The sequence below is a fragment of the Succinivibrio dextrinosolvens genome (genome assembly GCF_900116345.1).
GTDB classification, from domain to species: domain Bacteria; phylum Pseudomonadota; class Gammaproteobacteria; order Enterobacterales; family Succinivibrionaceae; genus Succinivibrio; species Succinivibrio dextrinosolvens_B.
Window position 1 is genome coordinate 1 of sequence record NZ_FPAH01000030.1, and the last position, 12,728, is coordinate 12,728.

Below are 12,728 nucleotides of genomic sequence, written 5' to 3' on the forward strand. Positions count from 1 at the left end.
AGCTCAATAACCTGTCCTACAATCATTCTTATTGTTACCTGTCAGCTTCTGCTGCTTCTTTTAGTCATTCAACAGGTCAAATATTCTACCTCTAGGAAAGCTTCAAATAAAGCAGATAAAACTGAAACCTACTAAATTTTTGTAGTTTTTATAAACAATTTATAGATTTATTAAAACAGTTAATAGCCCTTTTTAGGTAATCTTCTCTGTACTTTTTAGCTTTTTCTATTTCCTTTTTCGGAGTTTTTTGAGTCTTTTTTATAACCGTTAGTAAGAATTGCCTTATTTCCAAAGTAAAAAAAGAAAAGAACCCTCTAAAAAAATATATATAATGTGTTTTTCGTGCATGAGTGTTTTTTTTATTCAAGAGAACACATTATGTTTCTAAAGAAATATACAAAAATAATAGCGTAGTAATAAGTAAGAAATAATTTATAGAACTCCACTACAAAAGAAAGGACTTAGGGCTCGCGCTCATTTGGTAACTTCAAGCTCATCAATATACAGAGGATCGTACTCTTCAAAAGATTCAGAGCTGGAAACAGAGCCTTGCAGCTTTAAGTTGTTTTCATCATGATTGAAGAACTGCCCTATAAACTCCACCTCATTGAGAGCCGTATGCCCAGAAGGTCTCTGATATCTTAAATCTGATACCATAATTCTGTCGTATTTCTTCTCAACCTTTTTATAGTCAATCTCATTAATAACAGTATCAACATACAGATAAGCTATAACCTCCCTAATATTTTTAGAATATCTAGGAAGAGTTCCGTAGAATAGCGCAACATCATTGTCAAAGAAGAGCAGATCACCTGGTTTAGCCTGTGAAAATGCACTAATTCTCTGATCAAATGGCTTTCCTACAAGTTCTATTGTTTTTGGAGATGCCATTTTCATGGTGCTGTAATCCAAAGGCATATAGACTCCCACGGAACGGTAAGATCTTGCAATAATGCGTGAATTTGAATAAAGTTCAGGAAGATAAGAATATTCAGATCTGGATAGATTCTTATACTGACGGGCCTGAGCGAGTATATTCTTTCGTGTTAAATCCAGATAACCGACATTTACTCTCTCAGAGGATAAGTCTGCATTTTTATAGGATAATACCCCTCCAGCATTTACCGGAAGCATGCCGACTGGTTTTTCAAAGGTTGATTTGGAAGCATCAAGCAGAATTACATCACCCATGTAATAATCATAGGTTTTCTTATCCTTTGTTCCTAGAGTAATTGTATAAACAGGTGATTTAACTACAGCAAAATCTGTAGGCTTAACGACTTTTAGCCAGTTTAAATACCTAGTAAAAGCAAGATTTACAATTGGAACCCAGCCCCTTAAGTATCTGGTCTGAACCAGATAATAGCGCTTATCCGCACTTACAGACAAAACAGCAACAGGATCACCAATCGACAGGTAATCAAGATGAAGAAGATTTCTGTCCTTAGTTTTCTTATCCTTATGCCAGACATCGTTAGATGGCATAAGCAGCAGAGGAGTTTTTTTGGTTACTACTGCAAAGGCTGAATTCATAGAATCCGGAAGAGATTCTATATTACAGTTCTGTACCATTCTTTTAATGGAGGTCTCCTTGAGAGGCCCTGCCTTGTTTACAGCTCCAGCCTCAGCTAAGCTATAGGCCTGAGACTGCTGTTCTCTGACAGTCTGTTTAATGAATACGCTTGAGAATTTCTGAGGAAACCTTATAAGGTTGTATCCGGATGGAAGTCTGTTCTGTATTCCAGAATTGATATCATCCAAAAGCTTTCCAGCAGAGATAGTCTTCTGATTTACGGAGTCAGAAACATAATGATCATCATTGGAGTTATCTCCAACAATCTCCGGATTGACCACTTTTTTCTCATCAAATAAACCGCATGATGACAAAAGCAGAACTCCGGAGACCATAATTAGCCATATTACAGTTTTTCTAAAGGAAATCTTCATGCACAACATTCCTTAGTAATTGGCAAAACTATCCGCTGCAGGCCAGTTATCGGAACCAGGCCATTCCTCAGGAGTTGGAAGCTTTCCGACAATTCCCAGTGATACGAAGAATACACTAGGCTCACCTTCATCAGGAACAATCTCAATAGGAACAAAGGTTGATTTTGTATCCTCGTTATACTCTCCCCTTTCATCAAGATACAGCTGCAAAGCAGGATATCCGCCATCAATTACCACCTGGCAGTCAGGATCGGCAGAATCTGAGAAGCGATAGAATCTGAAAACAATCTCACTGTTATCAATAGGAGCAGAAGAAATTGCAATATTCTTATTTCCGTTTACAAATGCAGGAAGTTTCTGTGTAGTCTTACCATCCCCTACTGTTATATCGAAATAACGATATCTTGCAATTGCAAGCTCACTGTTGATGTTCTGAGCTGTCAGAAGACGGCTCTGATCTGATGCGTCAACTAGACCGATCATAAACTGCATATTCTTTCCACTGCCAGAAAGGATACCCAGGATATTGGAAATACTTGAAGCCCAGGATTTGAAATCAGCCTGTCTGTTTGTTTCAGGACTGAAAATCAGAGGACTCTTTAGATCATCATTCTTCTTTAAGGCATCATTCTGTTTTGCAAAAGCTGCAAGAGGATCTGAAGCCTTTTCTGATGAAGTATCTGACAGTCCAAAGGATTTAAAGATAACCAGAAGACTCTTGATATCGTTCTTGCTCAGTATTCTTTCCTGAGGATCTGCATCCTTTACAATAGGGAATACCTTTAACTCAGACTGGAACTGCATAAGAGAGAGACTGGCCTCGTGTGATGCATCTCGCTTTAAGAGCTTAACACCAAGTTTTGTAAAATCTGACCACCAAGGGATATAAGCATTGCCCTTTGGAGGTTTGCTCAGATTCAGAAGTTTTTCATTGATCTCCTTCTGAGACATCTGCATAACCAGGTTATTGGCATATGTAGCATCGCCAGACAGAAGGCTCCACTCCGTAAGAGTTTCATTACAGATATCAATAAAATCAAGATCGATAAATTTACGACGAGAGTCAAGCTGGGTCAAAAAGTTATTTCTGAGCTCAACATCTGATTTATTCAGCATTATCGGATCTATCTTGGTGATAATCTCATAGCTGTCTGTATAAAGACGCTGAAGCTCATTATTCACCATATAAGCTTTAAGATCTGAACTTATATCATAGAATTCAGCATAGCTGTTGGCTGTCATATGAACAGTATCAGGCAGGTGATACCAGTATTTCATATAGCTTGAAGAATAAGTTGCAAAAGCATTCAGAATCTTCTTAAGTCTTGAAGAAGAGGCAAGAACACGTTTGGCAAATACGAATTCCTTAGACTTTGATTCCATAGCTTTCTTGATGAAAACAAGAGGCTCAAAGTAACGGAAGAATACCTCTGGATTATATTCATCTCTAATCTTAAAGTCTCCAAGTACCTCTCTTGCAGACTGGTACTTAGTATTCAGTGCCTCACTGCGGTTTACCTCATCCTTGGCAATTATTACTGACAGATTAGAAAGAATCTTATATTCTGATTCATCATATGGATACAGATTCTGAAGCTGCTTTATGATATCCACATACTGCAACGAATAATCAGCTGCAAGAAGACGTTTTGCGTTAGTTATCCAGTGAGTTACCAGCTCATTTCCCTGATGATCGTTCAAAATAGACGTTAAATTCTCTATATTACGCTCATATTCACTATCAAGAATGGTGGTATTTTTATCAAGCTCATCTAAGGTCCACTGCTCCATTTTTCCAGATACTACAGATAATTTTGATAACTGAATAATCTGTCTTAAAAGATTATAGTTGTATTGATTAATGTCATTTTCAGAAGATTTATCTGTGTCATTCTTTTTCTGAGTCTTTGTCTTCTTATCACGTGTAAACAGCTGGGACTGATTAATCTTGATAAGAGATTTTTTCATTTCCTCATTCTTATAATCGATTAAAGTTAAGGCCTGATGTTTTACAGTATCAAAGCTTGAAAAATCGACACCTCCAAAATGGACAGTCTGTCCTCCGGCATTATCATCTAGAATATGCAGTTTCTTCTCAAAGTTCTTAAGCTGACCAAAATCTCTATCAAGCAAAGCCTTATATGAACTGTATGCAGATGAAAGTCTGGATGAAAACGGATTTACTTCGATCTTAGCATCAGTTTTACCTTTTTCACCAATAACTTTTTCTGTCTGTTCAATCAGAGTACTCTTGATAGATGAAGAGGTATCAACAGTCGCATACTTCATTAGTTCATCAATAACAGGGCTCTTTGTCAAATACATGGAGGCTGCGGCACGTGCACGATAAACCATGCTCTTTACATGCTCATACTCCATTTCCTTGTAATCCTGATTTGCAATTTCTTCAAGCTCTTCATAAGAATTGAGCATGTCATTTGCCGCATTAATGTAAGAGTTCAGCTGGATAAAATTATGACTTGAATAATTTCCTAAATTTCTCCAGTTGGAAACCAAACCTTCAATACCAGCCTTACATGCAATTGAATAGTTCTCATCCAGTACAATCGCAGAATTGGTCGTATTATTTGAATAATCATACTCAGGGATGAAATACTCGAACTGTGAAGACTGTACTTCTGTAAAGGAAGGAAGAATCCATTTAATAAAGGATTTCATAATAGAGGAAGAGTAGGCATCATTCTTATAGACATTCTTGTGGTATAAATTAAAGAAAGAGATATCCATAAGATTGAACAGAGCGTCAGTTTTATGCTCGTCATATGGCTCATGGCCATACTTAATCATATTATACTCAACTATATCGACAACCGGGAAAAATGCCATCTTAGTCTGAATATAGTCATAGATAAAGTAATTGTCACCATAGATGCTGTCATTACTCCAGTCAAAATGAACCATTGACTGAGGGAAAAACTGCCATGGTGCATCTACAGGTCTGACAAGTCGTTTTTGAGCCTGTGAAAAGAAATTCAATCTGGATATGGAGTTTGAGTTTGGCATCGGAATATCAAAATTCCTAATGACTTTTCCATCATCGTTGACCGAAAACAGCTGAGCAGAATCTACAGCGCCAGATTCAATATCCTTAGCAAGTTCCTGATAATAAAAAGTTCCATCTTCTAGTTTCTTTTCAAATTCACCAGCCTTAAACAGAGTGCCGTACCAGTAAATAAGTGAAATCAGAATAAGTCCGCCACAGCAGGAATAGAAAGGAAGATTTCTGATAAAGAGTTCACGTTTGGTGAAAATAGCATCTTTCTTTTCTCCAAATACCTTTAGAGATAACAGTTTTTTAATAAAAAATGCAGAACTGAGCTTATTATTATCAACTATTGGAGCATCATCCACAGTTGAATTCTGCAGCTGAGCAAAACGGTTACTCAGACAGTAACCTTTATCCTCTGCAGAGGTAAGGAAAACACCTTTAAAAGGAAGAATAGCCCTGCCTCTAAGTGAATTGGAACCAAAAATAGTTTCAAGATATATGATCAGATTATCTTTAAGCTCACTAACGCCATCAGCAAATAAGTAGATATTTCCTGTAAGAGGCATTCTGCTTTCATTTTTGTTGGTCAGATCAACCACATCCGGACGCATCAGCTGATTTACCGCGCCAGCCTTAAGTCTTTGAACTAACTTATCAAAGCTGATATTAAAATCGTCAGAGTGGAAGAAACCGTCTTCAACCTTTGGCTGATAACCCACAATCTGATTAGTGATAGAATCATTGGCCACACTGAAATACTCACGGAAGCCTAAGACTGTATCAAGTTTTGTAATAACCACATAACATGGCAGATTCATTCGAAGAACAAAAGCCAGATGCAGAAGTTCATCCACAATCAGATGAGCCTTCTTCAAGGTTAGTTCCTTATTGTCTGCTATCAGGGATTCAGCAGAGATCGTAACAACGATCGATTCAAGAGGTTTTCTCCTGTTGGCCTTTCTTATCTTGCTACAGATGTAGTTCCATTCTGCACTTGAGCCCCCTGCCCAGTTATCAAAAAAGACCTTTCCAGAAACATCGACAACAACTTCTTTTGAATTGATATAGAACTTTACTGGAGGCTTATCCTTTCCTTCATTAAAGGAAGGATTGTAATCCAGACCGGATTTCTCAAGAAGAACAGATTTACCACAGTTTGGTTCACCTACAATAAGATGCCAGGTCAGATTATGACGGTACAGCCTGCGATTTACCTTGAGAATGGTAGAACAGTCCTTAAACAGACTGTCAATTGTAACCAGCTTGTTATTCAGCTCAAGCTTTGCCTTATCGGTCTCTTTTCCGCCTCGAACAAAAGAAGACAGTCTTGACCAGATCATCAGGTCTTTTTTCAGAGAAGCAACTTCAACAGTTTTCTGACGTTTTCTGTTAAGGAAGAAAACAAATCTGATCATTAGGAATATAAAAATAATAATTCCCAGAATGATCACTACTGTCCATATTGGGTGAGCCATTATAAAACCGACATCCGCACCCTGAGAGGTAACTTCTTTTTCGTTCATACCTGATTACTCTCTTATTATGTTAGCTATGATGTTTTCTCTACTGTCCATCCTGAACATCTTCATGAGAATTACTGTCATTAAGTTCCTCATACAGGCCAGTGTTTTTAATACTGGATTTACTCATGGCCGCAGATGTAGTTCTGTCAACAGCATCTACATATGAGGAGATTGAGGAAGCAAAGCTAATCCAGTTAATTACAAATGAAAGAAAGGCTAAGCCACCAAATAACAGTATCCAAAACTTTGACTGTCTGAACAGCTCCTTTTTATCATGATTAACCGTTTCAAAATCCTGTTCAATAATTATGTCAGGAGAGATCTTATCCTTATGAAAGTCAGGTCCAAGATGAACTTTCTCTGCACATTTCTTCATAATATCAAGAACATCAGTACGGTTTCTCTTGTAAGAACCGTCAAAACCAAGCCCCATCATAATGTAGAAAAGCTTTGCCACCGCTTCGTCATCACTTCGTTTTAAACATTCCGAAAGCAGATCGAAGAATTTTTCATCTCCAGAGAATTCATTGAAGGTTCTAGCTATTTCCTGATAATTATCTGAATAGCTAAAGCCACCTTCTTTTATGGAATAGTCAATAAAGAATATTAGAGGCTTCTCAATCTGAGAATACTGCTGCTGAAGAATAGGATATGAAGCACACTTGTGACTAATGTTAGTCAGTTCATTCTTTAACTCAGAAAGAATAAATTCCTTAGGAACCTCATATCCGCTTTTTTTAAATGAATAGTATTCGCAGATCTTTTTAAAAATAGGATTAAGAATATTTTCAATTTTCTGATCCATAATCCTTTATCCTCAATAAAATTAATTACATTAAAGCCTTAATGCGTATCTACACCCACGTACAGTGTTGCTGTTAAATTAGGGAATAGAGCTGCTGCACAATCTATAGCCATATTCTTCTCTTCTTTAATATATTTCCAAATCCTCTCAGAACTTTCACAGTCAAGCCTAAACCAAAGAGTATGCGCTATATTAGGCAGATACTGTGGCGGATTACGAATTTCAAGCAACTTGACTCCACGGATACGATCCGATAATGACTTCTTATCAATAAGACGGAAGTTATCTCCTATTTCAATATCATTTACACGATCACGCAGATTGCCGGTAAACTGAACAGCCAGGAAAAGTTCCTTTGCCTCAAATATTCTCTCGTCCAACTCATCCAGCTGCAGAATAGAATTCTTTTCAAAGAATTCAAATGCCAGAGCAGAGCTGATACCACCACGAAGCAGGATGTCACGAATCCTCTTGAGAAGAATCTCGACAACAGGTTTTAAATTATCATGATCGTATATAGGAACAGGCTTATACAGAGAGCTAGGTGTCAGAGATTCAAGTTCTGAGAGCAGAGAAACCAGCTCAAGATACAGGGTATAAGTTGATATACGTCCAGGAACAAGCTCAGAATCAAAACGATTTGCATACAGAGAAGCGATTCTTAAAGTTGCAATCTGCAGAAGCTTTGAACCTGACAGGTTATTTGGGTCAAAAATATCTGTATCAAACTGATCAAGAATACTGTTTTTTACAGCCTTTAACTGGAATATAAGCTCACTTGATATCTTCAGTAAAGGGCAGTCCCGACTTAAAGATACAAAAGGAGGCATGTAATCACTTACAATCTGAAGAGATGGCTGTCCAGCGTTAATTGATACCCAGCGTAATTTACATAGCTGAATATAGGAACAGTCTGTAGCATTTTTTACGTCAGTAAGTAAAAACGCATTGATATTTCTTGAAATTAAAGGAATTTCATTCTCGCCGGTGTTCTCATCAACAACAAGATTCTCTTTTAAGGTATAGCGCCCGTTTGACTTACTGTCAGACTTAAGATTTGAGCCAACAGTAGAACGGATTGGAACAGTTAGATAAACATTAACTTCAGTCTGACCTGAATTCTCCATAGTCAGTTCTAAAGTTTCAACCTTACAGTTACCAGGCATACTGATTTCTGTTCCATCCGGCATTACGGCAGAAAATCTTTTTATTACAACACGTCTGGTTATAAGCGCTTCAGGATCTAATTCGAGATCGTAAAAGCCATAATCAAAAGGCACGAACAACTTTCTCTGAACTCTAGCAAGAGAAGTCAAACTTGCCTGCATCATCTGAAGGTGCTGAGGCTGAATAAATAGCCCCTCACTCCAGTGAACCTGTTCTTCAAATCTCATAATTACTTACCCGTCTTTTCCTGTTTCTTAGGCTTTTCTACACCGCTGATCTTGACTGTCTTCTGATCCTTCGGTTCGTTTCTAACTTCAACAACGCCACTACCTCCAATCACAATGTAATGAGAACCAGGGCTGATGAATTTTTCATTAAGATCAATAATCAGCTTTCTTGGATCAGCCTGTACATCCTTTATCGTATTTACAAGTGGCAAATTGGCAATAATAGCAAGGTGGGTTACGCCCTTGTCATTCCATTTGTCCCATATACCATCACCGCTAGGTAAAACCTTTCCTACCATATCCTTATCAGAAAATTTAACCGTAACCGCACCGAGGCTCTTTCGGAACTGCTCTGGAGGGGAGAAATATTTGTCAACATCATAGCCCGCAAGTCTTTTCTCTTCTGCCTTTGTCAGTCCTGCAATATCAACTTCAAGTGTCGGACAGTAACCATAAAAATCCTGCACATCCTCATTCAGATATATTCCAATATCACTTGTAGGCGTACTTGATGAACAGCCTGCAAGATAAAGTCCACAGAACAAAACTACTTCTGACGAGATTATTTTTATATACTTCAATTTTGACATTTTAAATCCCACCATAAAGCCAAAATGTAAGTGAAGTTCTTTGCCGTTATACGCTTGATAAGCGTTATCAAAAACACTACTCACCACTTCTAATATAATTTTTAAATTAAGACTTTGCATAAAGGCAGGGCGATCTTTATCGCAAATCTATTAAATAAACCCTAGATTTTTAAGAAAATGATCAGCAATAGAGCTAAAAAAACGGAGGTAAAATCGTCAGTCTTATGAAAACTTTTTACTGGAAACTCAACTTTAAAGAAGTGGGCTCCTGTCTCAAAGGGCAGAATATGGGACAGGAGATTAAGATTAGCAATGACAGATAGAGAAAACTACCTGTTTTTGAAGAATTCTCTTATCTGAGGGATTGGTTTGTGACCTCTTGATTCCAGAAAGTCCAGAACCTTATTTGGAGAGGTATTGAGAATCTGCTCTTCAGTAATGCCTGCATTTTTGATAATTTCAATTGAAGGCTCAAAATTACACATGTAATAACAGATATGGGCATCAGAGCCAATGGCAATTTTATTACCGATTTTCTTTGCAAGTCTGGCAATCTCAACACAATTGTCATGAGAACCGAAACGGGTATTAACATCAGATGACGAATTGATTTCGATGGCTACATTGTGCTCTTTTGCAGCCAGAAGAACCTGTTCGTAATCACAAGGATAAGCAGCACAACCAGGATGGGAGATAACATCAACGTTGCCTGATTCAATTACCTTAAGATACATTCTGGTGTGGGACTCTGCATCTGAAGGTGGGTTTGAAGGATGGAATCCTGCAAGCACAATATCCAGAACCTTATCCAGCTGGCTCTGAGTTACATCAATATCTCCATTACAGTCAATGTTGGCTTCAATACCGCGTAGCACGGCTACGCCATCGCAGATCCTTGGAACAACCTTGAGATTGTTAAAATGCCAAGGATGAGGACCATCTTCAAGAGCCGGACCATGATCTGTTGTGGCAAACATTACAATACCATTGTTCTTAGCATAGTTCACACATTCAACAATAGTTGAATAAGCATGATCACTCGCAATGGTATGAGTGTGAAGATCAATAAAAAACTGCATAATTCTAACCTTTTGTGTTCTAATCTATTACTGGGACCCAGTTTTTACAGTTGAAGGCCTCGGCACACATTCTAATCTGTTCTGTTGTGGTTGTTCCAAGTCTAAGCATCTCATCAGAAACCTCGTCTATAGAGAAAAATCTTCTCTCAAGAGTTTCTGAATTTGGAGTAAATTCCCCTTCTCCTTCAAGGCAGACAGTAAAAGAGGCTAGTATATGGAACGGCTGAGAGGACTTGTTCCATTTACTCTTATCAATCATTCCAACAAATTTAACCGGTTTGACCAGCATTCCAGCCTCTTCACGAACTTCCTTCAGGGTATTGGAAATAATAGATTCTGCTTCATCACACCAGCCCCCAGGAAGAGACCATAAACCATTTTTGGCCTCCCTAACCAGAAGTATCTGCCCCTTTTCATTGAAAACAGCAGCTCGGGTATCAATTTTTGGAGTGATATATCCCTTATCCATGCAGATCACATCTTTGACTTTCTCAAAAGGAGTTTCAGTCATGGTTGAGATGATTTCGCAGGAGAGCTCGCGTAATCTTTCAAAACGCTCGATATCAAAAACATTGGTACAATAGGTAAGACCAATCTGACCTATTGCCTGGATTTCCTTGGCCCATTTATACCACTGAAAATTCATTTCATCCTGCATGAATACAGCCTTGATGATATCCCATGGATTCATAAAATAATGGGCACACCTGATTGAGCGTTTTAATCTAGAGCCCCAGACTGCAAGACCGAAATCAACCCCTGAAGAATGAGCGCACTCAATATCAGACAGAGTGTCGCCAACAAAAAGTATTTCTTCCCTTCTAGCTCCGGTTATCTCCATGTATTTTAAGATTGAATCAGGAGCAGGCTTAGGATTCTTCACATCAGAGGCACTTATTGAATAATTAAAGTAAGGCTTTAGCACAGTAGGCAGAGGAGAAGCAATCTCGCCAAGCACATTCTCGTAGGTTTTAGCTCTTGAAGTGACAATGCCAAGTTTTATCCCATTCTCATGCAGATACCTGATCACAGCAATAATACCGTCAAAAGGTTTGATTGAATCCTCATAAAGTTTTACGCGCTCAATCCAGGCATCCGATAAACGTTTGGTGTCCTCAAAAGGCAGATTCAGCTCTATACGAGTATTCTCTGCTGTTGAGCCCATAAATCTGGTTAGTGACTCATAGGTTTCATCCGTATCAGGACGTTCTGCCTTCAGCACATCATACAGTGCACTTGTATAGGCAAATTCAGTATTAAAAATGGTACCGTCTAAATCAAACAGTACATGAGAGTATCTTCCTAACATGAAGGATCTCCATTAGCATCTACACCGAAAACGTGAATTCTGCTGTCTTTAACTCTGAAACTGATGGAAAAACTGTAGATTTTGACTACATAAACCTTATCATCAGTTGCGTCCTTATATGCGGGACGGGGATCCTGAGATAAAGTCTGACATACAGCTCTGAATTTCTGTTCTCCTAGAGTTTTTAATACAGATTCAGTATCATTCTCAAAGAGTACCTCAAACATAGGAGGAGGTGCACTTGCAAATCCCCCTACCGCTTCAGGGACACTGTCGACAAAAGGAATATAAGGCTTGATATCAATAATCGGTGTATTATCTACCAGATCAGCACCTAAAACTTCAAGGCTAACCTTGCCCTTCTCGCGTATAACTCTGTGAATCTTTAAAATAGAAAGGCCTAAACGGTTAGGTCGGAATGGAGATCTGGTTGCAAAAACACCTACGGAGACATTTCCACCAAGACGAGGAGGTCTTACCTTTGGCTTAAATTTCTTATAGTCAATCTTGTCAAAAAGAAAAATCGCATGAATATGAGAAAACCCGTCTATACCTTCAAAAGCAAGTTCATCATTGTAAGGAGGGTAAAACTCAATCACAGAAACAGCATCAGGAGCTAAGCCTGGCTGTCTGGGAACGGCAAATTTCTCCTTATAGGGACTTCTTATAAAACCTATTGGAGAAATGGATAATTCATTATTTTCTGTCATTAACAATCAGAGCATCAGCATAGCAGGTTACTGAGACCTTACATGCAGGAGTGTTTGTTAATGTCACACACTTGCCAAACTTGATAGCGTTTGCTCCAAGATCAACAGCTTTCAGACGAGCATCGGTTCTTGCCTTAACCTCTGTTGCAACATCATCTCTTTCATTGATCTGACAGGAAAGTCCGCTTACCACTCCAAGAGAGCGGTTAGGAACACCAGCAAGCTCTTCCTCAGAGTATTCTGTAACAGCAGATGGCTTAAAATACTCTTTGAAGTTGGATGGATTTAAATTGCTCTTAAATTCGTAATTAGAACAGGCAGATAGCAATAAAGCTGCCAGAACATATATGTATTTCATAAA

General features: G+C 38.3%; 9 protein-coding genes. All 9 read right to left on the minus strand.

Annotated elements, in window-relative coordinates:
- Positions 1-474: 474 nt before the first annotated feature.
- Positions 475-1,947 carry an SH3 domain-containing protein gene (locus BM308_RS09260; protein WP_074944714.1) on the minus strand — a complete coding sequence of 491 codons (1,473 nt, stop codon included), beginning with the start codon at positions 1,945-1,947 and terminating at the stop codon, positions 475-477.
- A 12-nt stretch (positions 1,948-1,959) separates the two neighbouring features.
- Positions 1,960-6,480: a type VI secretion protein IcmF/TssM N-terminal domain-containing protein gene (locus BM308_RS09265; protein WP_074944716.1), complete on the minus strand. Its 4,521-nt coding sequence runs from the start codon at positions 6,478-6,480 to the stop codon at positions 1,960-1,962.
- Between the two features lie 40 nt (positions 6,481-6,520).
- Positions 6,521-7,285: a DotU family type IV/VI secretion system protein gene (locus tag BM308_RS09270; RefSeq protein WP_074944717.1), complete on the minus strand. Its 765-nt coding sequence runs from the start codon at positions 7,283-7,285 to the stop codon at positions 6,521-6,523.
- 38 nt (positions 7,286-7,323) lie between these two features.
- Positions 7,324-8,679, minus strand: coding sequence for a type VI secretion system baseplate subunit TssK (gene tssK, locus BM308_RS09275; RefSeq protein ID WP_074944719.1), 1,356 nt, complete (start codon positions 8,677-8,679; stop codon positions 7,324-7,326).
- Positions 8,680-8,681: 2 nt separating this feature from the next.
- Entirely contained in the window at positions 8,682-9,269 is a 588-nt protein-coding gene (locus BM308_RS09280; protein WP_074944720.1) for a hypothetical protein, read from the minus strand.
- A 329-nt stretch (positions 9,270-9,598) separates the two neighbouring features.
- Positions 9,599-10,348: a phosphatase gene (locus BM308_RS09285; protein WP_074944722.1), complete on the minus strand. Its 750-nt coding sequence runs from the start codon at positions 10,346-10,348 to the stop codon at positions 9,599-9,601.
- 19 nt (positions 10,349-10,367) lie between these two features.
- A complete protein-coding gene (locus tag BM308_RS09290) occupies positions 10,368-11,657 on the minus strand; it encodes an NUDIX hydrolase N-terminal domain-containing protein (RefSeq protein ID WP_074944723.1) in 1,290 nt (429 codons plus the stop codon).
- Positions 11,651-12,367, minus strand: a complete 717-nt coding sequence (gene tsaA / locus BM308_RS09295) for a tRNA (N6-threonylcarbamoyladenosine(37)-N6)-methyltransferase TrmO (RefSeq protein ID WP_074944725.1) — start codon at positions 12,365-12,367, stop codon at positions 11,651-11,653. Before tsaA ends, BM308_RS09290 begins: the two co-directional genes overlap by 7 nt.
- A complete protein-coding gene (rcsF, locus tag BM308_RS09300; RefSeq protein WP_074944726.1) occupies positions 12,354-12,725 on the minus strand; it encodes an Rcs stress response system protein RcsF in 372 nt (123 codons plus the stop codon). Before rcsF ends, tsaA begins: the two co-directional genes overlap by 14 nt.
- Positions 12,726-12,728: the final 3 nt, after the last annotated feature.

Coding starts and splice junctions, on each gene's coding strand:
- tssK (WP_074944719.1), bottom strand. CDS start 8,679: ATGAGATTTGAAGAACAGGTTCACTGGAGTGAGGGGCTATTTATTCAG.
- BM308_RS09285 (WP_074944722.1), bottom strand. CDS start 10,348: ATGCAGTTTTTTATTGATCTTCACACTCATACCATTGCGAGTGATCAT.
- BM308_RS09260 (WP_074944714.1), bottom strand. CDS start 1,947: ATGAAGATTTCCTTTAGAAAAACTGTAATATGGCTAATTATGGTCTCC.
- BM308_RS09270 (WP_074944717.1), bottom strand. CDS start 7,285: ATGGATCAGAAAATTGAAAATATTCTTAATCCTATTTTTAAAAAGATC.
- rcsF (WP_074944726.1), bottom strand. CDS start 12,725: ATGAAATACATATATGTTCTGGCAGCTTTATTGCTATCTGCCTGTTCT.
- BM308_RS09265 (WP_074944716.1), bottom strand. CDS start 6,480: ATGAACGAAAAAGAAGTTACCTCTCAGGGTGCGGATGTCGGTTTTATA.
- BM308_RS09280 (WP_074944720.1), bottom strand. CDS start 9,269: ATGTCAAAATTGAAGTATATAAAAATAATCTCGTCAGAAGTAGTTTTG.
- BM308_RS09290 (WP_074944723.1), bottom strand. CDS start 11,657: ATGTTAGGAAGATACTCTCATGTACTGTTTGATTTAGACGGTACCATT.
- tsaA (WP_074944725.1), bottom strand. CDS start 12,367: ATGACAGAAAATAATGAATTATCCATTTCTCCAATAGGTTTTATAAGA.